Origin of the sequence: Stutzerimonas zhaodongensis (genome assembly GCF_003696365.1) — a bacterium.
GTDB lineage: Bacteria > Pseudomonadota > Gammaproteobacteria > Pseudomonadales > Pseudomonadaceae > Stutzerimonas > Stutzerimonas zhaodongensis.
In genome coordinates this window covers 46,378-67,282 of sequence record NZ_RFFM01000001.1, presented here as the reverse complement: position 1 = coordinate 67,282, position 20,905 = coordinate 46,378, and the positions used below count along the sequence as shown (strand labels likewise).

Genomic DNA, 20,905 nt, shown 5'->3' with positions numbered 1-20,905 from the left:
GCTGACCCGCGGCCGGGATCTGCATAGCGTCTGACACACTACTCGCAGCCCGTCGCAATGGCGCTCGACGGTGCAGCGTTAGTTGGTGATATCTGCACAAGGAGCCGTTTGCGCCGAAGATGCTGTGGCTGGCTCAGCTTGCTCGTGGGATGGACGTTCGGCCTGTCGGTCATCCGAGCGGATACCCAAAGCCATCAGCAGCGTTTCGGTGACTTCCATGAATGAATATCCATCGGCCCAAATTTCACTCTTACCGTTCAGCCTGCTGTCCATTTTTTCCTTTCCTAAGCTGGCTCGATGGTCCAGCTGCATGTCAATTGGCCATTGCCGGTTGGCAAGGGCGCTTCTGAAAGCAGTGAACGCTAGAGCAGTGACCGTGCCAGGAACCGGCTTAAATTTTTTCCTTTTTATTTCAATGGTTTAACAATGCGCGCATTTTTTTAAACATTGCAAGTTGCATGAGTAAAGGCTTAAGGCCATGCGATGTGCACGCTAGCACCACTGTATGTAGTCCCGTATTCAGGCTTCCCTGAACAGCTGCAACAAGCGGGACCTGCCCGACTCATGATCGCAGCCGGGCATAATCGAAACTCTCTTCAGAGCCCCTAGTCCATGCAGATCGATGAAGAACTCACGCTGAAAAAGCTGGAAGTGTTCCTGGCCTTCATGCGCAGCGGCAGCCTGACAAAGGCAGCCGCGGAGCTGAACACCAGCAACGTCAGCGTTCACCGCGCCATTCACTCGCTGGAAAGCGCGTTGCGCTGCCCGCTGTTCAAGCGCGACGGCCGTAACCTGATACCGCTTGAAAGTGCCCTGGTCCTGGAAGAACGGGCCCAGCTGCTGATCAAGGACGTCGTCGAAACGGTACGCCAGACGCGCGAGGCGGCCGGTTTCTCGGCGGAGCGCTTCAAGCTCGGGGCGCTGTATTCACTGACGGTAAGGACAGTTCCGCAGCTGATCATGGGTCTCAAGTTGCGCCGCAGCGAGCTCAATATCGATCTGATTCTCGGCTCCAACGTCGACCTGCTCTACAAACTCAAGAACATGGAGCTGGACGCGGTTCTGGTCTCGCTCGACGACACGCACATCAACCCGGACTGCGAACAGTTGCTGCTGTTCGCCGACGATATCTTTCTCGCCGTGCCCGCCGATTCGCCCTTCGCCGAACAGGCGGAGGTCGACCTGGCTGACCTTCGCGAAGACACCTTCATCACCCTCACTCAGGGCTTCGCGACCCATCGCGACAGCGCTCGCGTATTCAGCCAAGCGGGCTTCGAGCCGAACGTGGGGATGCAGGTCAACGATATCTTCACGCTGCTCAGCATGGTCAGTTCAGGCGTCGGCTACGCGCTCTTGCCGGGACGGGTCGCCGCGGTTTATGAAAACCGCATTCGGCTGATCCCTCTGCAAAGCCGTTATCGCCTCCAGCAACAGATCGGTGTGGTGTTCCTGAAGGCCAAGGAGCGCGATCCCAACCTGCTGGCACTGGTTGCTGAATGCCGCATGTATCGCTCCCGTACCAGCCTTATTACAGGGGCCACCATTAATCATTAACTTTGGCGTAACGATGGTGGGTGGGTCTTAATTGTCTGCCCCCCTTGCGCGCGCTAGCCTGCAACCCGACTCGAGCAAGGACGCTCGGATTACAAGAAATTCTCTCTGACGTAATAAAAATAACTATGAGCTGCGACCCGCGGTTCTGAAGTGTCAATCTAGGAGATTCCAATGAAAGCCCTACTCCGTACCTCGGTTGCGGCTGCTCTGCTGGCTTCCAGCATCCCCAGTTTCGCCGATACCGTCCTGCGCGCGTCCCACCAGTTCCCGGGCAACCAGGGTGACCCCCGTGACGAAATGGTGCAGATCATCGCCCGGGAAGTCGCCGCTGCCGATGTCGGCCTCACCATCCAGATCTATTCCGCGTCGTCCCTGTACAAAGCCAACGAACAATGGGGTGCGATGACACGTGGCCAACTCGACATGACCGCATTGCCGCTGGACTATGCATCAGGCCGAGTTCCGCAGTTCTCCGCCACCTTGATGCCTGGCCTGGTCAAGAATTATGAGCACGCTCAGCGCCTGAACGATTCGGACTTCATGAAGGAAATCCACGCGCTGGCAGAGAAGAACGGCGCGATCATCCTTGCCAACGCATGGTTGGCCGGCGGATTCGCTTCCAAGAAGAACTGCATTACCTCGCCGGATACCATCAAGGGGCAGGTCATCCGCGCCGCCGGCCCTGCGTTCGAAAACATGCTTGCCGCCGCTGGCGCCTCGATTTCGTCGATGCCGTCGTCGGAGATCTACACAGGTATGCAAACGGGCGTTCTAGACGCCGCCAACACCTCCAATGACAGCTTTGTCTCGTACCGCCTGTACGAGCAGGTGAAATGCCTGACCGCACCGGGCGAGAACGCACTGTGGTTCATGTATGAGCCCGTGCTTATCTCCAAGCGCACCTTCGAGCGCCTTACCCCAGAGCAGAAAGAAGCGATGCTGGCAGCCGCGAGCAAAGCCGAAGCCTACTTCGCCGAAGAAGGCCCAAAGGGCGAAAAGCGCATGAACGAGACGTTCGCCAAAGCCGGTGTGGAGGTGGTGAGCCTGAACAAGGAACAGCACGACGCCTGGATGCAGGTCGCACGCGAATCCTCGTATCAGTACTTCGCCGAGAAGGTAAAAGGCGGCAAGGAGCTTCTGGACAAAGCCCTAGCCGTGCAGTGAAGCCCGTCAGGCCGCTCGCGTAGCGGCCTATAGCGTGATCGAGCGCGCGCCGCGGGTTCCCACCACACGGCGCGGGCTCTGAGGAGTAGTCCCCATGTCCAAACATATCGTTCGATCCATCGAGGCCCTGTCGCGCCTGGGTGGTATCAGTTCCGTTTTCCTGTTGATCGTCGCCATGGTCGTCATGTGCCAGATGATCCTCATGCGCTACCTGTTCAGGGCGCCCACCATCTGGCAGACCGAGGTCGTGGTGTTTGCGGCCACTGCCGCGATCTTCATCGGCGCACCCTACGTCTTGATGAAGAAAGGCCACGTTGGCGTGGATGTCATCGAGTTGATGATGTCGCCACCGAACCAACGCCGGATGAAATGCCTGGGAGCACTGCTGGGTCTGGCGTTTTGCGTGCTGATGACCGTGGCGAGCGGCATCTACGTCTACGAGGCCTGGGAAGGTGGCTGGACCACCCCGACCATCGCCGCCATTCCGCTGTGGATTCCCGCGACTCCCATGCTGGTGGGCTTCGGTCTGCTGTGCCTGCAGTACATCGTTGAGCTGATGAAGCTGTTCAACCCCGAACTGGCCACATCGCCGGCGCAAAATCCCACGTCCGCCGAGGACGAAAACACCCTGCACTCCCATCAGAGATTCGGAGAAGCACCATGACTCCAACCCTTGCAGGCGTGATTCTGATTTGTGCCTTGCTGCTGTTTCTCGCCACGGGCATGCCCATCGCATTTGCCCTCGGACTCGCGGCCATGGGCGGTCTGTTCATGGCGATGGGCCCCGAAGTGATAGGCGTGGTGGCCGAGACCATGTTCGCCGGCATCGGCAACCTGGCCTTCGTTTCGATCCCGATGTTCGTACTGATGGGCGCTATCGTTGCGGGCACGCCCGCCGGAGCCGACCTTTATCGCGCACTGGACCGCTGGATGTACAAGGTACCGGGTGGCCTGGTGCTGTCGAACATCGGCGCCTGCGCTGTGTTTTCCGGAATGACCGGCTCGAGCCCTGCGACCTGCGCGGCCATCGGCAAGCTCGGCATTCCGGAGATGCTCAACCGAGGCTACCCATCCTCAGTCGCGACCGGTTCGATCGCGGCAGGCGGCACGCTGGGCATTCTGCTGCCGCCATCGGTCACCATGATCATCTACGGCATCGCGACAGAAACCTCCATTGGCCGGCTGTTCCTCGCCGGTGTACTGCCTGGCCTGATGCTGACCGCCATGTTCATGGCCTGGGCGATGCTCGATGCCCGCCGAAAGGGCTTCCGCTTCGGCGCTGAAGGCGTGTATTACAGCCTGCGCGACAAGCTTGCCGCTCTTCCGCGGATACTGCCGCTGATGCTGATCATCCTTGGCGTTCTCTACGTGCTATATGGCGGCGTGGCGACGCCTTCGGAAGCAGCCGGCGCGGGTGCCATGCTCACGCTGGTGGTGGTAGTGCTGGCGTACCGGCTGTTCAAAATGGGTACGTTCCGCAACATCTTCGGCTCCGGCATGCGCGAAAGCGTCATGATCATGATGATCCTGGCTTCGGCCGAGCTGTTCGCCTTTGCCTTGTCCTCGCTGTACATCACGCAGTCACTGGCCGAGGCGATCGCCAGCCTGGAGGTCAATCGCTGGGTGCTGATGGGCGTGATCAACGTGTTCCTGCTCGTAGCCGGGATGTTCCTGCCGCCAGTGGCCGTGATCGTGATGTCCGCGCCTCTGCTGTTCCCGATCGTCGTACAGGCGGGCTTCGATCCCTACTGGTTTGCGGTGGTGCTGACCATCAACATGGAGATCGGTCTGATCACCCCGCCGCTGGGCTTGAACCTGTTCGTCATCAACGGGATCGCGCCTCAGGTGCCGACACGGGAAATTCTCTGGGGCGCGCTTCCCTACGCGCTGGTCATGGTGCTGGCGATAATCGTGCTGTGTCTGTTCCCACAGATCGCGACCATCCTGCCGGACTACGTGATGGGCGAAGCGATCTAACGGTGCATGTTGGCCATTGGCCGTAGGCCGATTTAACGGGCTTCAATCTGAAGCCCGTTTTTTTTTCGCGCGATTGCCCGTACACACGACGATCAGGGCAGACCACCAAGGGGCGGCGTCTTTGATTGGTGAGAGGTTGTTCCGGGGCACTTGAAGCTGAGCGCTACTGGGCCTGATCCGCTTCCTGACGCAGCAAGGCAACCAGCGTGTCGAGCCGGGCGCCGTCGAACGCAACCAGCGTGCCCTGCTCGAAAACCCGGCGCGCCAGGCCCGTGAGTACCGATCCAGGAGGCAATTCGATATGCAGCCGGACGCCGCGCTCGTAGGCGGTGCGCAGGGTGCCGTACCAGTCGACGACGCGGCACATGTTGAAAGCCAGGTCATTGCGCAGGCGCTCGGCATCGAAAATGGGTCGTGCCGTGGTGCTGCTCAGATAGCGCAGGCGAGGCGTGCGAAGCTCGATGCCGGCGAAGGCTTCGGCGAGCCGAGCGGCAGGTGCGCTCAGCAACGCACTGTGGGACGGCACGCTGACCGCCAGACGCGTCACGCCGCTTGCGCCCAGCAACTTGGCGCGCTGCCCGACCAACGCCATGGCCCCGTCCGATCCGGCGATGACGATCTGGTTGTCGGCGTTGATGTTGGCCAGGTGTACCGGCGTGTTTTCATCGTGCACCTCGGACAGCAAACGTTCGACGGTGCCGAGATCAAGGCCGATCAGGGCGGTCATGCCGAAGCCGTCGGGATAGGCGTTCTGCATCAGTTCTCCGCGCAGCGCGACCAGACGCACGGCGTCCTGAAAGTCCAGCGAGCCGGCTACCACCGCGGCGGCGTAGGCACCGATGGACAGCCCAGCCACATAATCGGGCACCTGGCCGCTTCGCATAAGCAGTCGCGCGCTGGAGACGCCGGCAATCAGCAAGCACAGCTGCACGGCGCGGGTGGATCTCAGCGCGGCTTCGCTGTCCAGCACCAGGGCATCCTCGTCCAGCGCTTCGCTGGCTTGCCGGAGGCACTCGAGAACCTCAACCTCCTGCGGCAAGCGGTGCAACATGCCGGGCTTCTGCGCGCCCTGCCCAGGAAAGGCGAACAGGCTGCTCATGCCACCTGCTCCGCCCTGGCCCAAGGATCGGCCACCAGCCGCGCACCGGTCGGGCACTTGAGTAATACTCGATCCGAGTCGCCAGCCCACTCGCGCAGCGCGATGGCGCCGGCTGGGGTCTCCAATTGCAGGTCAACGCGGCATGGCGCGGCATCCAGCAGGCGCAGCAGCTCGCGGGCGCTCGGCCGCGTGATCGCCCGCGGAGCTCGCACGAGCAGATCGAGATCGCTATTGGCATGCGCAGCGGGAATGCCGGTGGCCAGCTGATAGCCGACCGAACCGGTTATCCCCCAGTCCAGACCGAGCTCATCCATTGCAGGCATCAGCTGCACCAGCGCACGCAATGGCGGTAGATCACCGGCTTGAACGCCTTCGATCAGTTCTTCAGGTCGCACGCGCCGGCGCACGGAGTCCATGGGCATGAGCGTGGCGTAACGCTGGTCACGCGAGGCGCCACGTATGCCCACGGCTATCTGCCCGCTCGCTACCATCGCCCGTCGCACCACCACCGGCTGGCCGGCTTCAAGCACCTGTCGCGCCCACGCCGGTGCGTCAGCGGGCAACTGCGCCGGGCTCATGCCCCAGAGCAGATCATGGGGGCATGGACGGTCATGCATTTACAGCCTCCTCGTGAGTGTCGTTGAAGGTGAGACACGCAAAATCGAAGCTGATTTCGGACTCATCGGACAGCTGTGAGCGGATCACCACTGCGCGCGCAGCATCTCCCGCACTCGCGAAGACGCCTCGCGATTCGACGCACCGAGGCGGCCACGCAGATCGCTGCTGTTGCCGATGTCCTCCACGGCCCGCTCCAGGCAATCGCGAACCCGCTGCAGGTCATCACCCGCCGGTTGCTCGATATCGTCCACCGAAAGGGTTTTCCAAAGCAGACCAAGGGTGGCGTAGTTATCGATGTCGTACGCCATCGGCGGTACCGATTCGGCCAAGGCTTCGAGTTCCTCGACGCTACGCAGGGTGATGCGCGCAGCGGCGGCCTTGCCCATGGCGTGCACCATCACGCCCAGATCGCGCAGGGCGATGATCCGCTGAGCCTGGTAACCGTGCGCGAGAAAGGCGCCGGACATGGCCTTGCCCACCAGCAGCGAGACCACGGGATGGCCAGCCAGACGAGCGCGTGCATAAGCGTCCACTGCACCGGCGAGCGCCTGGTGAATGCCGAGGGCTTCTTCGCGGCGCCCGTAGGCCTGACTCGGCACATCGACCACAGCGACCAGCACCTGTTTCTCTGTTTTCTCTCGGTCAGCTTCAATGGCTTCATCAACGGCCTTACCCAGACCCCAGCCCTCTAGCAGCCCGACCTCGCCGTTACGCGCGCGAGGAAAGGGATTTTCGACATCCGGCACAACAGCGACAAAACGCGCGGCGCGTGCACCAAGTGAACCGTCGATGACCTTTATCGAGGCCGGATAGCCCGCCAGGGCCTGGCCGCCGGCCAGCGCTTGCAACCAGTTCAGTCCACGGCTCATCGGGCATCTCCTTCATACAGGGCGCGCACGGCGGCGGCGTCGAGCTGCTCAAGGGTATCGACGTCAGCCAAGCGCTGGAGGAACCAGGCGTGGCGGCGGCTACGCGGTTGAACGGGTTTGCCAAGCGCGAAGAGTTCGTGCAACTGCTCGCGAATGGCATCGGTGTCGTCGGCCACATAAGCATCAGCCAAACCACTGGCGTAGCGTTGCTCCCCCCCGCTCAGGCTCCAGATGAAGGGGCGATCGCGCGAGTCGTATTCCTCGATGCCGGCTTCCTGCTCGATCACCTGCGGGCCATTGAGGCCGATACGGGCCTCCCGGGTGACCACCAGATAGCTGCACAGCCCAGCAGCGATGGACATGCCGCCGAAGCAGCCGACCGAGCCTGCGACTACACCGATCACAGGCTGGTACTCGCGCAGCTCTACGATGGCAGCCTGGATCTCGGCGATGGCCGCCAGCCCCAGATTGGCTTCCTGCAGGCGTACGCCGCCGGTTTCCAGCAGGAGCACGGCGCGGGTCGGGATGCCTTTCAAATTGTCTTCGACGGCCAGCTCCAAGGCGCCAGCAATCTTAGCGCCGCCAACCTCACCCATACTGCCGCCCTGGAAAGCGCCTTCGATGGCGGCGATTAACGCCGGCTGGCCATCAATGGTGCCCTTGGCGACCACCACACCGTCGTCGGCCTGGGTGACGATGCCTTGCTTCGGTAGCCAGGGCGAGGTGACGCGATCGAACGGGTCGAGCAGTTCGCGGAAGCTGCCCTCGTCCAGCAGTGCGCGGGCACGCTGGCGGGCACCGAGTTCGACGAAGCTGCGCGACTTGAGTAAACGGGCCACATTATCAGCGGACGAATCAGTCATGGCCGACCTCCTCCAGCCCCTGCTCCAGGCGCAAACGCACAACGCCGGGAGTGGCCCCAAAATCGTGAATGTCGATGTTCAAAGCGGGCGGCGTCTGCTCGCGGAACATCCTTTCGAACAGATGCCGCCAGCGTTGCTCAGCGCCGTTGACCGAGGTCACTACCTGGATCGCCAGCTTGCCGGCCTGGCCAGGTTCGAGCAGCACTTCCAGATCGCCCGAGCCGACCACGCCGACCAGGGCCTTGCTGCGGGCGGGTTGCCCGGCTGCGAATACGAATGACAGGGTTTCCATGATCAGTTGCTCCCAGTCGGCGCCGATGCAGCGGGCGTCAGGCGGTCGAGGAAAAGGGTGGCGGCCAGCAGGTCAGCGGCGCCGCCCGGCGAGGCGTTGAGGGCGAGCATGTCGCGATCCAGTTCGCGCAGCTGACGACGCCCATCGAGGCTGGCGGCACCGCCAGCATCGAGTACCGCTCGGGCGCCCTGCTGCATGCGGCCAAGGCCTTGGAGGCCGGCACGGTGCAGCACGCAGGTGTCGGTCAGGTCACTCATGATCGCCAGCAATGCATCGAGCCGCGCATTCTGCTCGCCCGCCCCAGCGCGACGGCTCGCCAGCAGCTGCGGCAGACCGTGACCAAGCACAGCGGGAAAGCCGTGCTGCGCCTGTTCACGGGCCCCGAGCACACCGTAGGTGCGGCAGACCCGCGCGCCGTGGCTGTCCGGGTTGTGCGGTGCGGCCGGGTCGCTCAGCCGAGCCAGAGTGGCGGCAGTCGTGGCGACTTGCCCGGGCGCCGCATCCGGTCTCAGCATGGCAGCGGCGCTAAGGAGCCCCAGCGCCCAGATCGCGCCGCGATGAGTGTTCACCCCAGCAGTGACCCGCAGCATTTCGGTTTCGCCCTCGCGTCCCAGTTGACCGAGCGCTTCGCGCAAGGGCTGGCCGACTTCACCGAAAAGTTGCGCGGCTTGCGCCATTGCCTTGAATGCCGGCCACAGTGCATGGGCCGAGGCATGCATTAGGCCCAGATGAAGATCGTTGTGTGCGCCGTTGCCGCGCCGGTCTACCAGCCCGGGCTTGGGCGAGAGGTCGGCTTCGTCGATGAGCGCTTGCACCGCAAGATCCGCCAGGCGCTCAGCCAGCGACGGCTGTGCCTGTCTAGCTATGAGTGCGCTCATCACCAGCTCCTGAACTTGGCAGGCGGGTTGTAGAGGCCGCCGGACCAGTCGACCAGGTCGGCAATGCTTTTGGCCGCCAGCAGCTCACGGCTGGCGTCGTTGCGACGAATGCCAAGGTCTTCCGGCAGGGCGATCAACCCTTCGCGGCGCATGCGCTCGGTCACCGATGGGTTGTGGCGCAGGCCGATGCTGGTGACGCCGGCCACCGCGGCGATCATCGCCTGGCGCTCCTCCAGCGAGCGGGCCTTGTAGAGGTAGGCGATGCCTTCCTCGGTGAGCAGGTGGGTGACGTCGTCGCCGTAGATCATGATCGGCGCCAGCGGCATGCCGCTCTTCTTCGCCACCTCCACCGCGTCGAGCTGTTCGACGAAGGTGGGTTTGCCGCCTTCCTGGAAGGTCTCGACCATCTGCACCACGAGCTTTTTCCCACGCTCTAGCAGGGTTACCGGGGCCTCGCCGCCGGGCATGGCCATGTCCAGCCAGGCCGGGGTCGGGTGGCGGCGACCGCGCGGGTCGTGGCCCATGTTCGGCGCGCCGCCGAAACCGGCCAGACGCCCGCGGGTCACGGTGGAGGAATGGCCGTCGCCATCGACCTGCAGGGTGGCACCGATGAACAGGTCAACGGCGTACTGCCCGGCCAGCTGGCACATCATGCGGTTCGAACGCATCGAGCCGTCGCGGCCGGTGAAGAACACATCCGGGCGATGGGCGATGTAGTTCTCCATGCCCAGCTCTGTGCCGAAGCAATGCACGCTCTCGACCCAGCCGGACTCGATCGCCGGGATCAGCGTCGGGTGCGGGTTGAGCGTCCAGTTTCGGCAGATCTTGCCTTTCAGGCCAAGGGATTCGCCGTAGGTCGGCAGGATCAATTCGATGGCGGCCGTGTTGAAACCGATGCCGTGGTTGAGCGACTGCACCTTGTGTTTTTCGTAGATGCCGCGGATCGCCATCATCGCCATCAGCACGTGCACCGGCTTGATGTGGCGCGGGTCGCGGGTGAACAGCGGTTCGATGTAGAACGGCTTGTCGGCCACTACGACGAAGTCGACCCAGCTCGCCGGGATATCCACACGCGGCAGCTCGTCGACGATCTCGTTGACCTGAAAGATGACGATGCCATCGCTAAAGGCCGTTGGTTCAACAAGGGCTGGGGTGTCTTCGGTGCTCGGCCCGGTGTAGATGTTGCCGTGGCGGTCGGCCTGGAAGCCGGCGACCAGCGCGACATTGGGGATCAGGTCCACCAACAGACGTGAATAGAGTTCGATGTAGGTGTGGATGGCGCCGACTTCCAGCAGCCCGTCTTCTAGCAACTGGCTGATGCGCAGGCTCTGCGGGCCGGCAAAGGAGAAGTCGAGCTTGCGCGCGATCTGGCGCTCGAACAGATCCAGATGCTCGGCGCGACTGACGCTCGGCATGATCATGTGCAGATCGTGGAGTTTGCCGGGATCAACCTGGGCCAGGGAGCGCGAGAGGAAGTCCGCCTGCTTCTGGTTGTTGCCTTCGAGCACGACCCGATCACCGGGAGCGATCAGCGCTTCGAGCGCCGCAACGATCTTGTCAGTGGGCAACACGACGCCATCGGCGAGGTCGCGCACCTGATCGAGGCGCCGGGCTTTTTCAGCGCGACGACGCGACCACTGCGGCGGTGGGGATATTGTTGTTGTCATGCTGACTCCACAGTTTTCCGCTATGTGGAGCGCACAGTAGGGACCTGATCATGTGGTCATCAATCAAGCAGAGGGGCGCTTTGTTACGCTGAAGTTAACGATGCTGCTGCACTGCGTCACAACCAGCCGAGCGTGAGGCCGGCAAGAATCAGATAGCGTGCGCCCTTGGCCAGGGTAACCAGCAGCAGGAAGCTCCAGAGCGGCTCCCGCAATGTGCCAGCAATTACGGTCAGCGGATCGCCTATGATCGGCACCCAGCTCAGCAGCAGCGACCAGCGTCCGTACCGGTGGTAACGTCGCTGGGCGCGCTCCAACTGCTGATCGCTGACCGGGAACCAGCGTTTATGCCGCAACCGCTCGACGGAACGGCCCAGCAGCCAGTTGACCAGCGACCCCAGCACATTGCCCAGGGTTGCCAGGAACAGCAGAACGGCTGGCGAGTAGGCGCCATGCAGCAGCAACCCGACCAGCACGGCCTCGGATTGCGCCGGCACCAGCGTCGCCGCTGCGAATGCCGCGATGAACAGGCCGAAATAGGCAGACACGTCGAGCATGGAGGCTCTACTGGCGGATGGAAAACACGTCGGATTGAAGCGCTTTGTGCGCCGTCGAGCGGAAGCAAGGCTCAGCGAACGAAACGGTAACAGAGGATTTTGATGAAAGGCAGGTTGATCTATCTCATCGGCCCATCCGGCTCAGGCAAGGACAGCCTGCTCGATGCTGCTCGCGAGCGGCTGACCGCGCGCGGGGTGCGCATCGCACGGCGAGTCATCACGCGCTCTGCTGAGGCCGTGGGCGAGTCCGCCGAGGCCGTCAGCCATGACGAGTTCGACCGGCTTGAGCGCAGCGGTGCCTTTGCCATGAGCTGGCGGGCTAACGAACTGGCTTATGGCATTCCACTGCAGATCGACCAGTGGCTGGCAGCGGGCGAGGACGTGCTGGTCAATGGCTCACGCGCTTACTTCGAACAGGCGCGTCAGCGTTATCCAGATATGCTGACGGTGTTGCTCAGCGTTCGCCCCGAGGTGCTGCGCCAGCGCCTGCTCAAGCGCAACCGCGAAACGCCGGAGCAGATCGAGGCCCGTCTGGCGCGCAACGCCCGCTTCGAGGACTCACTCGACGAACTGTTCCTGCTGGACAACTCAGGCGATCTGCAGGAATCGGTGGATAAACTGTTGCGGCTCATCGACCGCTAGGCGTCAGCGCCCAGGCTGCGGATGAAACCCTGGCACGGCGCTCGGGCGCTCGATACGCGCAGCCGGCATGGTGCAGTTGAGGTCCCGGAAGGGCTGGCCGTTGAGCAGTTCCCAGCCATGTCCAGGCGACGTCTGCCGGCAGATTACCGTACCGTCAGCCTTGCTCTGCCACTGGTAATACGGCGCCGGCGCGGCTGAGGCCAGCAGGGGCAGGAGCAGGCTGAACGCAATGAGGACGTCACGCATAGGTCGGGCTTCGATGAAAGGCTGGCGCCACTTTAGCCGGATCGATTTACGACGCAAGCGCGTCCGGTCGGACGCTGTCACCGTCTTGGGCTTTATTACCCGACGAAGTGGGGGCAGTCGAAGGCAGGACGGTAAACTCGCCAGGAAGCTCTTATCTGCACAGCCGCCCCTGACTGCGCTGAAGACAGTCGCCAGATACTGGCTTTGCCCTTGAGCTGTCTGTCAAAACCAGACTTTCTGCGCCTCACGCATGAAGATCTCTACGGTTTTTGGCCCAACGCCCTCGAATTGCGCCAGACGCTTCTCCAGCTCCCTGCGATCCTCGCTCCGCTCGCGAATGGCACCGAGCGCTCCACCGTATTCACGATCGAGCCTCTCGCACAGCTTGATCAACCGGTCGGCAGTGGACTCGTCATAACGCACGTAACGCGCTTCGCCAAGCATGCCGACCAGTGCGCGTCGGCTACAGCTGCCAAGCTTTGTCGGTGTGTCACGACCATGCTTGTCGACGATGATGCGATAGGCCTCGGCGGCGATGTCACGCTGTATGCGCTTGCCGAACAGGAAGCTGGCGATGAACCATTTGAACAGCTCCTTTTCCCCTTTCTCGATCTCGATTCCCAAAGCCGTCGCGCCGATTTCCTCTGCCATACCCCACCCCTGCGATTAACCACTCCCTTGCGACGCCAGTCGAAGGCGCAGGTTTCATCAGGGAGTCGGCAAAAATCCGCCTACGCTATCTGCGGAGTAGGCGACTTTCCGCGCACGCACCGTGGTGCTCCGCAATGCGGCGCCGCGCCAGAGCCTTCATAAGCTGTGGCACGGCTCGTGCTATAGCGTCATAGCCCGATGCGATCAAAGACAAGAAAAGCCGCACAGCGCACCCCTGCTTTCCCAGCGAAAGCCATTCGTGTGTCTCCGTCCGTTCTTGTCCCGCTTGCAGCTCAACGGCTGCGACTGATCGTCTATCGTCAGTTCTGCAAAACCAATAACAATGAAATGGAGTGACACCATGAGAATGACCAAACGTTTCGCCCTGCTCGCTGCCGCAGCGGCCCTCACCGCCAGCACCGCAGCGGTGGCCGCGCCGACCTTCATCAACATCCTCACGGGCGGCACAAGCGGCGTGTACTACCCGATCGGCGTCGCTATCTCCCAGCTGTACAGCAAGGGCATCGAGGGGTCTAAGACTTCTGTACAGGCAACCAAGGCTTCGGTCGAAAACCTGAACCTGCTACAAGCAGGCCGTGGTGAGCTGGGCTTCGCCCTGGGCGATTCGGTCGCTGACGGCTGGAATGGCGTGGAAGAAGCCGGCTTCAAGGCGCCGCTGAAGAAACTGCGTGCCATCGGCGGCAGCTACCCGAACTACATCCAGATCGTTGCAAGTCAGGAATCTGGCATCAAGACCCTGGCTGACCTGAAAGGCAAATCGCTCTCCGTGGGCGCGCCGAAGTCCGGAACCGAGCTCAATGCTCGCGCCATCCTCAAGGCCGCGGGCCTGAGCTACGAAGATATGGGCAAGGTGGAATACCTTCCTTTCGCCGAGTCGGTCGAGCTGATCAAGAACCGTCAGCTGGACGCTACCCTGCAATCGGCCGGTCTGGGCATGGCTGCCATTCGCGACCTGGCTTCGACCATGCCGCTGAACTACGTCGAGATTCCGCAAGATGTAGTCGCCAAGATCAACAATGCCGCCTACCAGGCTGCGATGATCCCCGCAGGCACCTACGACGGCCAGGAAGCTGATGTCCCCACGGTCGCCATCACCAACATCCTCGTGACCCATGAAGGTGTGTCCGACGACGTTGCCTACCAGATGACCAAGTTGCTGTTCGAAAACCTGAATCAGCTGGGCAATGCTCACTCTGCGGCCAAGGACATCAAGCTGGAGAACGCTGCCAAGGATCTGCCGATCCCGCTGCATCCGGGTGCCGAGCGCTTCTACAAGGAAGCCGGCGCGCTGTGACGACGCCAGGGGCAGCGGCTGCGCTGCCCCTACTCTGACCAGTAGGCGCGCTCGCGCCACTGCTCCGCGAATCGAAATTGAAGAGGCGCTAGTAAAACCAGCGTGAACCCACGGCAGGTTTTGTTAGCGGCTCTACGCGACCACGCTTTCATCAGCTCGAGGCAATTCATGAGCGAACTACAACAAGAACAGGGCCTTGCAGGCAGTGCGGCCAATTGGCCAAAGGCGCTCTTCTACGTCGCCCTGCTGTTTTCCACCTATCAGATCATCATGGCGGCCTTCCATCCGGTATCGAGTCAGGTACTGCGTGCTGGTCACGTCGGCTTCCTGCTGATGGTGGTCTATCTGTGCTTTCCGGCGAAAGGCAATGGTCGCCCCTGGCAGCCGCTGGCGTGGGTCTTGGCGCTGGCAGGCATGGGCACTGCGTTCTACCAATGGTACTTCGAGGGCGATCTGATCCAACGCTCCGGCGACCTGACCACGCTGGACTTCTACGTCGGCATCGTGCTGATCGTGCTGGTGTTCGAGGCTGCCCGCCGCGTCATGGGCATCGCGCTCCCGATCATCTGTGCGCTGTTCCTGGCCTATGGTCTGCTCGGCCAGTATTTGCCAGGCGATCTGGCGCATCGCGGCTACGCTCTCGATCAGATGGTCAATCAGCTGGCATTTGGCACCGAGGGGCTTTACGGCACGCCAACCTATGTGTCGGCGACCTACATCTTCCTGTTCATCCTGTTCGGTGCATTTCTCGAACAGGCCGGCATGATCAAGCTGTTCACCGACTTCGCCATGGGCCTGTTCGGCCACAAGCTGGGCGGGCCGGCCAAGGTGTCGGTGGTGTCGTCGGCATTGATGGGCACCATCACCGGCTCCGGCGTGGCCAACGTGGTCACCACCGGGCAGTTCACCATCCCGCTCATGAAGCGTTTCGGCTATCGCCCCGCCTTTGCCGGTGGCGTCGAAGCCACCTCCTCGATGGGCAGCCAGATGATGCCGCCGGTGATGGGCGCCGTGGCCTTCATCATGGCTGAAACCATCAATGTCCCCTTCATCGAGATCGCCAAGGCGGCGCTGATTCCGGCCCTTCTCTACTTCGGCTCGGTATTCTGGATGGTCCATCTGGAAGCCAAGCGCGCCGACCTCAAGGGTCTGCCAAAGGAAGAGTGCCCAAGCGCCTGGGCCGCCGTGAGGCAACGCTGGTTCCTGCTGATTCCGTTGTTCGTGCTCGTTTACCTGCTGTTCTCGGGCCGCACACCGCTGTTCTCGGGAATGATCGGCCTTGCGCTGACAGCGATCGTCATCCTTGGCTCGGCGATCATTCTCAGGGTCTCGTCATTTGCGTTGCGCATTGCGTTCTGGATAGCCCTGGGTGTGCTCTGTGCCGGGTTCTTCCAGCTGGGCATCGGGGTGATTTTCGGAGTGATCGCCGCGCTGGTTGCAGTGTGCTGGTTCATCAAGGGCGGCCGGGACACGCTGGTGATCTGCCTGCATGCGCTGGTTGAAGGGGCACGCCACGCAGTCCCGGTTGGTATCGCCTGTACGCTGGTCGGCGTGATCATCGGTGTGGTCTCGCTGACGGGTGTGGCCTCGACCTTTGCCGGGTACATCCTGGCGGTCGGCGAGAACAACCTGTTCCTGTCGCTGATCCTGACGATGCTGACCTGCCTGGTGCTGGGCATGGGTATTCCAACCATTCCCAACTACATCATCACCAGCTCGATTGCAGCGCCGGCCCTGCTGGACCTGGGCGTGCCGCTGATCGTGTCGCACATGTTCGTCTTCTACTTCGGCATCCTCGCCGACCTTACGCCTCCCGTAGCGCTGGCCTGCTTTGCAGCGGCGCCCATAGCGAAAGAGACCGGGTTGAAGATCAGCATGTGGGCGGTGCGTATTGCCATTGCCGGGTTCGTGGTGCCCTTCATGGCGGTCTACAACCCGGCGCTGATGATGCAGGGCGACAGCCTGTGGATGACGGCTTACATGGTGCTCAAGGCAGGTTTCGCCATCTGCCTCTGGGGCGTCGCCACCATTGGCTACTTGCAACGCCCCTTGGCGTGGTGGGAGCGGATGCTGGCCTTTGCCGCCGGCGCGACGCTGATCATGGCGCTGCCGATCACCGATGAAATCGGCTTTGGCATCGGCATCCTGCTGCTTGCCCAGCACCTTATCCGCGCCCGCCGCGCGCGGCCAGCGCTGGCGTGATAGGCCTATGTCTGGGCTTGGCTGGGGTGGTGTGGGCAGAAGTGCCTACGGCCGAATTCACCCTGGCCTGGAACCACACGATCGAGAAGATCCGCTGGGAAGAAGATTACCGCGTGACGTCGGAGGGGCTGCTGCTCGGCGAAGCGCGGGTCAAGGGTTCAGGTGCCGGGATGGAAATTCCGGATGACGCCGAACTGCGTGACGGGGCCTGGCACTACCAGCGCCAGATGCCGCCGTTGCAACCGCTGCGCGTGGGGCGAACCCCCGAAGCAGGGGATTACCAACTGTGTTTCAACCAGCGTTGTCACGCCATGAGCGAATGGCTCGGTCCGCCAAAAGCGGAGCAGCCCGCGCTGGAACTCTGGAGCTGCGCCGCGCAAGCGGTCGGCTCCACCTAATTAATGATCGTGCAACCTGTGCTGAAGGCCTTGCCACGTACGGGATGCACAGGTCGCCTGGTGGATCGTTAAAGCGTGATCCACCCTACATGGCTCAGCGCCGAGAGCGGTTGTCAGATCGCCTGCAGCGCCTCTCTGCGTTTGCTCGCCGCCACGCGTCTGGCGCGCAGCTTGCGCCACCAGATCACCACGCCGGTCACCGACAGCCCTGCAATCACCACACCCAATAGCGCGATAAGAACGCGTCCCGGCATGCCGAGAATACGCCCGCCGTGTATAGCCGGCTGCAGCAGATGGAACCGCTCGCCCAAGGTGCCCTGCCCCGGAATCTCCTGCCCCAGCAGTTGCGTGCCGTCGCTGCCGTGGAAGAACAGCCAGGCGTTGCCCTGGTTGCTGTCGTGATCACCGAAACCGGCGCCGTAGAAGTTGTATTCGAAGCTGTAGTACAGCTCACCGATGGGTTCGCTCAAACCCAGGTCGGCGGCGTGCTGCATGGCGTAGTCGTAAGCTTGGTGGAAGTCATACCCAGTCACGCCCAGCTCATCCTTGGGCAACTTGCCACGTGCTGCGTAGACGCTCGGCTCGACCGCTGATACCAGCGACACTACCGGCTTGAACACCTGCTCAGGCAGGTTCATGGCGATGCTGCTGACCGCCACCGGGGTAAGCAGCAGCCACAACCACAAGCCACCGGCGCGATGCACGTCGTGGTTGAGCCGCTGGCGTTTGATCTTCCAGGCCGTCCTCCACTTGCCGAAGAAAGGTCGACCACGGGGGAACGTCAGCAGCAGCGAGACCAGGCAGTCCAGCACCCAGAAGATCGCAACGATGCCCATCAGCCAGATTCCCCAACTGCCCGGCAACGTCAGGTTGTAATGAAACTCCAGCAGGAAAGGCACCAGGTTCTGCCTGGAAAAACAGCACTCACCCCAGTGGCGTGTGCCGACCAGGTCACCCGTTACGGCATCGAGATACTGCACCACCGGCTTGTCTTCATAGGGTTTACCGGTAGCCGGGTCATTGCGCGGCACCAGCGCCAGCAGCGCGGCATGGCCGGGCTCGTCCGGGAACTCCATGTACCAGACCTGCATGCGCGGGTTGGCCTGCTGGACCCGCTCGACCAGCGTGCCCGGCGACAGCACCGCGCCCTCGCTGGAGGTGTGATAGAACACGGGGTTCAGCCACTCATCCAGCTCGTGATGAAAGGCCAGAACGCTGCCAGTGATGCCCGCCAGAAACAGGAACAGCGCCGTCGCCAGGCCAACGTAGCGGTGCAGAAGAACGAGGATGGGTCGCATCGCATCTACCAACTGTAAAAACACGAAAGCCGCCGGCATCGATGCCAGGCGGCTGGTAACAATTGCGAATCAGAACTCGTAGCTGACCGTCGCCGTTACGTTTCGCTCTTCTCCCATGTAGCAATAGCCGAGGCTGGCGCAGGACGCCACGTAGCGCTCATCGGTCAGATTGTTGGCGTTGAGGCGAACGTCCACACCGTGCAGGCCAACCCTGCCGAGGTCGTATCCCACTGACGCATCGAACAGCGTGTAGGACGGCACTCGAACGGTGTTTTCCGCATCGGCCCAGCCCTCACCTACGTAGCGAACCCCTGCCCCGCTGTTGAGCCCGTCCAGGCTGCCGCCTAGCACACGGTAATCTACCCAGAGCGAAGCCATGTGCTTTGCAGACTGCGGCGGGGTGTTACCCCGGTTGTCGAGGTTTTCCTGGCCGAACAGAGTGCTGAACGTAGTTTTCGAATATTCGATATCCGTATAGGTGTAGCTGCCAAGCAGGCGCAGGCTATCTGTCAGCTGCATGCGCGCTTCGAGCTCAAGACCTTGCGAACGCACCGCTCCGATGGGGCGATAGAAATCTTCCTGCGGCAGCTTGGAGGCCAGATTCTCCTGTTCGATGTGGAACAGCGATGCCGTGTAGAGATCGTCCGTCCCCACCGGTTGGTATTTCAGCCCCAGCTCCCATTGCTTGCCCTCCGTAGGTGCAAGCGGCTTGCCGTCGGCATCAGCGAAGGAATTTGGGTTGAACGACTCGGAATAGCTCAGGTACGGCGCCAAGCCGTTATCGAATAGATACAGCAGCCCGGCACGGCCAGTGAACTGGGTTGGGTCGGCCTCGGTCTTGCCACCATAGATCTCGTCCTCGTCACTGATCTCGACCCAGTCCTGACGCAGCCCAAGCGAAACGCGCCACCGGTCGATCTCCATGAGGTCCTGCAGGTAGAGCCCGGTCTGCTCGAGGCGCCGAGTGGAGCTGGACGACCACGCCGGGTTGAGCGTGACCGTTCCGCCGTAGACCGGATCGAAGGCGTCCAGGCTGCTCGCGGTGCCCGCGGTGTAATCGACCTTTGCCTTGCGTCTCTGGTAATCCAGACCCGTGACAACAGTATGCTGAGCGGCCCCGGTGTAGAACTCCGCCTGCAGCATGTTATCGATGATCCAGGAGTGGATGGCTTCGTCAGCGCCCGTGTAGGCACGGGCCAGCTCGGAAGCGCCTGAGCCCCAACCGGCGCTGTATACCTGCTCGCTCTCCACTGTGGAGTCCAGATAGCGGAAGTTCTGCCGCATCGACCAGACGTCATTGAAGCGATGCTGAAACTGATAACCCAGCATCTGCTGCGTACGCTCGAACTTCTCGGCGCCCGGCTCCCCCTCGAAGAAATCATCGGCGAGATAGCGACCGTTGCGTCGGTAGAGCGTGCCCTCGGCGGGCAGACCGCCGTGGTAGCCGCTTTCGGGGTCCTTCTGCAGATAGGCCTGCAGCGTCAACGAGGTATCGGGGCTGAACTCGATGCTCAGGGTTGGCGCCAGCGCATATCGCTTTTCTTCGACATGATCGAACTGAGTGTCAGCCTGATCCGCCAGGCCGATCAGGCGATAGCCGACACGTCCCTCTTCATCCAGCGGACCACTGAAGTCGAAACCCACGCCACGCTGATCGTTGTTTCCAACCGTCGCCTGCACCTGCCGGTACTGCTCCTGCGTAGGCTTCTTGCTGGTCAACGCAGCCAGGCCTCCCGGCAGGCTGCGGCCGTAGAGGACCGACGAGGGCCCTTTAAGGACATCGATGCGCTCCAGGAAATACGGGTCGATCTGCATGCTGCTGTAGGTGCCGCTGTCGCCCATCATCTTCAGCCCATCGAGGAAGATGTTGTCGACCGAGCCGTCATTGAAGCCACGTATCGCCAGGTAATCGTAGCGATGGGTGGCGCCGTACGGATTGGTCATGACACCAGGGGTGTAACGCATGGCCTGGGAAACGGTCTGCGCACCCTGGTCGTCCATCTGCTGACGCGTAACCACGGAGACCGACTGGGACGTTTCCAGCAAGGGCATACTGGTCTTGGTGGCTACGCTGCTGTGTGTTGCGTTGTAGCCTTCCATCGCACCCAATGCGTTACCCAGGGCAAAGCCTTCGACCACCATCGGCTTCAGCTCGACGGCTTGCGCCTGCTCGGCTGCACTGGTGGACGCCAGCGAATAGGCGCCGCGTGCGTCACGAACAGCCTGCAGACCACTGCCACGCAATAGGGTGTCGAAGCCGTCTTCCACACCATACTGGCCTCGCAACCCCTGTGACTGGCGGTCGCCGATGAGACTGCCATCGACTGACAGCATCACGCCCGCCTCACCAGCAAAACGGCTCAAGGCGCTGGAGAGCGGGCCTGCAGGTATCTCATAACTGCGCACCGCATGCTGGCTGGCAGTTTGAGCAAGCGCCACCGGTGCTGCGGCAATTGTGCCCAAAGGCAGACAGAACATGGCGGCGCGAATGGCCTGAGATAACGAGATATGACAGCGAAGCGGCAAAGCACTGGAGCGCATGATTCATCCTTTTTGCATGGGCAAAATCGTGATCGTTGCGGTTATGCCCAGCGATGCCGCTAAAAGGGGAACTGCAG

21 protein-coding genes are annotated in these 20,905 nt (G+C 62.1%); 8 read left to right on the top strand and 13 right to left on the bottom strand.

Translation table 11 applies throughout. The annotated features are described in order from the left end of the window. Nucleotides 1-78: 78 nt before the first annotated feature. Nucleotides 79-312 carry a hypothetical protein gene (locus EA797_RS00330; protein ID WP_147456795.1) on the bottom strand — a complete coding sequence of 78 codons (234 nt, stop codon included), beginning with the start codon at nt 310-312 and terminating at the stop codon, nt 79-81. Nucleotides 313-612: 300 nt separating this feature from the next. On the opposite strand from EA797_RS00330, the gene EA797_RS00325 reads away from it, so the two are divergent. The 4 genes from EA797_RS00325 (at nt 613) to EA797_RS00310 (ending at nt 4,695) form a co-directional block, all read left to right on the top strand. Beyond that, nucleotides 613-1,554, top strand: coding sequence for a LysR family transcriptional regulator (locus EA797_RS00325; RefSeq protein ID WP_122163153.1), 942 nt, complete (start codon nt 613-615; stop codon nt 1,552-1,554). Between the two features lie 171 nt (nt 1,555-1,725). Continuing rightward, nucleotides 1,726-2,718, top strand: coding sequence for a TRAP transporter substrate-binding protein (locus tag EA797_RS00320; protein WP_122163151.1), 993 nt, complete (start codon nt 1,726-1,728; stop codon nt 2,716-2,718). 94 nt (nt 2,719-2,812) lie between these two features. Then, a complete protein-coding gene (locus EA797_RS00315) occupies nt 2,813-3,382 on the top strand; it encodes a TRAP transporter small permease subunit (protein ID WP_122163149.1) in 570 nt (189 codons plus the stop codon). Then, a complete protein-coding gene (locus tag EA797_RS00310; protein ID WP_122163147.1) occupies nt 3,379-4,695 on the top strand; it encodes a TRAP transporter large permease in 1,317 nt (438 codons plus the stop codon). Before EA797_RS00315 ends, EA797_RS00310 begins: the two co-directional genes overlap by 4 nt. Nucleotides 4,696-4,858: 163 nt before the next feature. On the opposite strand, the gene mdcH is transcribed toward EA797_RS00310, so the two are convergent. The 8 genes from mdcH to EA797_RS00270 form a co-directional block, all read right to left on the bottom strand. Then, entirely contained in the window at nt 4,859-5,794 is a 936-nt protein-coding gene (gene mdcH / locus EA797_RS00305) for a malonate decarboxylase subunit epsilon (RefSeq protein WP_122163145.1), read from the bottom strand. Beyond that, complete coding sequence (locus EA797_RS00300; RefSeq protein ID WP_122163143.1) at nt 5,791-6,411, bottom strand: malonate decarboxylase holo-ACP synthase; 621 nt, start codon at nt 6,409-6,411, stop codon at nt 5,791-5,793. The genes mdcH and EA797_RS00300 overlap by 4 nt, the downstream gene beginning before the upstream one ends. A gap of 84 nt (nt 6,412-6,495) precedes the next feature. Continuing rightward, nucleotides 6,496-7,281, bottom strand: coding sequence for a biotin-independent malonate decarboxylase subunit gamma (mdcE, locus tag EA797_RS00295; RefSeq protein ID WP_122163141.1), 786 nt, complete (start codon nt 7,279-7,281; stop codon nt 6,496-6,498). After that, the gene (locus EA797_RS00290; protein WP_122163139.1) at nt 7,278-8,144 is read right to left on the bottom strand and encodes a biotin-independent malonate decarboxylase subunit beta; all 867 of its coding nucleotides are present in this window, start codon (nt 8,142-8,144) and stop codon (nt 7,278-7,280) included. Before EA797_RS00290 ends, mdcE begins: the two co-directional genes overlap by 4 nt. After that, nucleotides 8,137-8,436, bottom strand: a complete 300-nt coding sequence (locus EA797_RS00285) for a malonate decarboxylase subunit delta (protein WP_122163137.1) — start codon at nt 8,434-8,436, stop codon at nt 8,137-8,139. Before EA797_RS00285 ends, EA797_RS00290 begins: the two co-directional genes overlap by 8 nt. 2 nt (nt 8,437-8,438) lie before the next feature. After that, nucleotides 8,439-9,314, bottom strand: a complete 876-nt coding sequence (locus tag EA797_RS00280; protein ID WP_122163135.1) for a triphosphoribosyl-dephospho-CoA synthase — start codon at nt 9,312-9,314, stop codon at nt 8,439-8,441. Next, the gene (gene mdcA, locus EA797_RS00275; RefSeq protein WP_122163133.1) at nt 9,314-10,981 is read right to left on the bottom strand and encodes a malonate decarboxylase subunit alpha; all 1,668 of its coding nucleotides are present in this window, start codon (nt 10,979-10,981) and stop codon (nt 9,314-9,316) included. The genes EA797_RS00280 and mdcA overlap by 1 nt, the downstream gene beginning before the upstream one ends. A gap of 116 nt (nt 10,982-11,097) precedes the next feature. After that, a complete protein-coding gene (locus tag EA797_RS00270) occupies nt 11,098-11,535 on the bottom strand; it encodes a YqaA family protein (protein ID WP_122163131.1) in 438 nt (145 codons plus the stop codon). A 102-nt stretch (nt 11,536-11,637) separates the two neighbouring features. Between EA797_RS00270 and phnN the strand changes: the two genes are divergently transcribed. Continuing rightward, nucleotides 11,638-12,177, top strand: coding sequence for a phosphonate metabolism protein/1,5-bisphosphokinase (PRPP-forming) PhnN (gene phnN / locus EA797_RS00265; RefSeq protein ID WP_122163129.1), 540 nt, complete (start codon nt 11,638-11,640; stop codon nt 12,175-12,177). 3 nt (nt 12,178-12,180) lie between these two features. On the opposite strand, the gene EA797_RS00260 is transcribed toward phnN, so the two are convergent. Together EA797_RS00260 and EA797_RS00255 are read right to left on the bottom strand one after the other, a co-directional pair. Further along, on the bottom strand, nt 12,181-12,423 hold the full coding sequence (locus tag EA797_RS00260; RefSeq protein ID WP_122163127.1) for a hypothetical protein: 243 nt from the start codon (nt 12,421-12,423) through the stop codon (nt 12,181-12,183). A gap of 222 nt (nt 12,424-12,645) precedes the next feature. After that, nucleotides 12,646-13,074, bottom strand: coding sequence for a DNA methylase (locus EA797_RS00255; protein ID WP_122163125.1), 429 nt, complete (start codon nt 13,072-13,074; stop codon nt 12,646-12,648). Nucleotides 13,075-13,435: 361 nt separating this feature from the next. Between EA797_RS00255 and EA797_RS00250 the strand changes: the two genes are divergently transcribed. The 3 genes from EA797_RS00250 to EA797_RS00240 all read left to right on the top strand — a co-directional run bounded on the left by EA797_RS00250 (nt 13,436) and on the right by EA797_RS00240 (nt 16,989). Next, nucleotides 13,436-14,389: a TAXI family TRAP transporter solute-binding subunit gene (locus tag EA797_RS00250; protein ID WP_122163123.1), complete on the top strand. Its 954-nt coding sequence runs from the start codon at nt 13,436-13,438 to the stop codon at nt 14,387-14,389. A gap of 168 nt (nt 14,390-14,557) precedes the next feature. Continuing rightward, on the top strand, nt 14,558-16,591 hold the full coding sequence (locus EA797_RS00245; protein ID WP_122163121.1) for a TRAP transporter permease: 2,034 nt from the start codon (nt 14,558-14,560) through the stop codon (nt 16,589-16,591). After that, a complete protein-coding gene (locus tag EA797_RS00240) occupies nt 16,588-16,989 on the top strand; it encodes a DUF1850 domain-containing protein (RefSeq protein WP_122163119.1) in 402 nt (133 codons plus the stop codon). Before EA797_RS00245 ends, EA797_RS00240 begins: the two co-directional genes overlap by 4 nt. A 113-nt stretch (nt 16,990-17,102) precedes the next feature. Here EA797_RS00240 and EA797_RS00235 read toward each other — a convergent pair whose 3' ends face one another. Together EA797_RS00235 and EA797_RS00230 are read right to left on the bottom strand one after the other, a co-directional pair. Then, a complete protein-coding gene (locus EA797_RS00235) occupies nt 17,103-18,287 on the bottom strand; it encodes a PepSY-associated TM helix domain-containing protein (protein ID WP_122164624.1) in 1,185 nt (394 codons plus the stop codon). Between the two features lie 69 nt (nt 18,288-18,356). Then, the gene (locus EA797_RS00230; protein ID WP_122163117.1) at nt 18,357-20,828 is read right to left on the bottom strand and encodes a TonB-dependent siderophore receptor; all 2,472 of its coding nucleotides are present in this window, start codon (nt 20,826-20,828) and stop codon (nt 18,357-18,359) included. Between the last annotated feature and the right edge of the window lie 77 nt (nt 20,829-20,905).

Coding starts and splice junctions, on each gene's coding strand:
- EA797_RS00255 (WP_122163125.1), bottom strand. CDS start 13,074: ATGGCAGAGGAAATCGGCGCGACGGCTTTGGGAATCGAGATCGAGAAA.
- EA797_RS00285 (WP_122163137.1), bottom strand. CDS start 8,436: ATGGAAACCCTGTCATTCGTATTCGCAGCCGGGCAACCCGCCCGCAGC.
- EA797_RS00315 (WP_122163149.1), top strand. CDS start 2,813: ATGTCCAAACATATCGTTCGATCCATCGAGGCCCTGTCGCGCCTGGGT.
- EA797_RS00300 (WP_122163143.1), bottom strand. CDS start 6,411: ATGCATGACCGTCCATGCCCCCATGATCTGCTCTGGGGCATGAGCCCG.
- EA797_RS00235 (WP_122164624.1), bottom strand. CDS start 18,287: ATGCGACCCATCCTCGTTCTTCTGCACCGCTACGTTGGCCTGGCGACG.
- EA797_RS00245 (WP_122163121.1), top strand. CDS start 14,558: ATGAGCGAACTACAACAAGAACAGGGCCTTGCAGGCAGTGCGGCCAAT.
- EA797_RS00330 (WP_147456795.1), bottom strand. CDS start 312: ATGCAGCTGGACCATCGAGCCAGCTTAGGAAAGGAAAAAATGGACAGC.
- EA797_RS00290 (WP_122163139.1), bottom strand. CDS start 8,144: ATGACTGATTCGTCCGCTGATAATGTGGCCCGTTTACTCAAGTCGCGC.
- EA797_RS00260 (WP_122163127.1), bottom strand. CDS start 12,423: ATGCGTGACGTCCTCATTGCGTTCAGCCTGCTCCTGCCCCTGCTGGCC.
- EA797_RS00270 (WP_122163131.1), bottom strand. CDS start 11,535: ATGCTCGACGTGTCTGCCTATTTCGGCCTGTTCATCGCGGCATTCGCA.
- EA797_RS00325 (WP_122163153.1), top strand. CDS start 613: ATGCAGATCGATGAAGAACTCACGCTGAAAAAGCTGGAAGTGTTCCTG.
- phnN (WP_122163129.1), top strand. CDS start 11,638: ATGAAAGGCAGGTTGATCTATCTCATCGGCCCATCCGGCTCAGGCAAG.
- mdcH (WP_122163145.1), bottom strand. CDS start 5,794: ATGAGCAGCCTGTTCGCCTTTCCTGGGCAGGGCGCGCAGAAGCCCGGC.
- mdcA (WP_122163133.1), bottom strand. CDS start 10,981: ATGACAACAACAATATCCCCACCGCCGCAGTGGTCGCGTCGTCGCGCT.
- EA797_RS00250 (WP_122163123.1), top strand. CDS start 13,436: ATGAGAATGACCAAACGTTTCGCCCTGCTCGCTGCCGCAGCGGCCCTC.
- EA797_RS00320 (WP_122163151.1), top strand. CDS start 1,726: ATGAAAGCCCTACTCCGTACCTCGGTTGCGGCTGCTCTGCTGGCTTCC.
- EA797_RS00280 (WP_122163135.1), bottom strand. CDS start 9,314: ATGAGCGCACTCATAGCTAGACAGGCACAGCCGTCGCTGGCTGAGCGC.
- EA797_RS00310 (WP_122163147.1), top strand. CDS start 3,379: ATGACTCCAACCCTTGCAGGCGTGATTCTGATTTGTGCCTTGCTGCTG.
- mdcE (WP_122163141.1), bottom strand. CDS start 7,281: ATGAGCCGTGGACTGAACTGGTTGCAAGCGCTGGCCGGCGGCCAGGCC.
- EA797_RS00230 (WP_122163117.1), bottom strand. CDS start 20,828: ATGCGCTCCAGTGCTTTGCCGCTTCGCTGTCATATCTCGTTATCTCAG.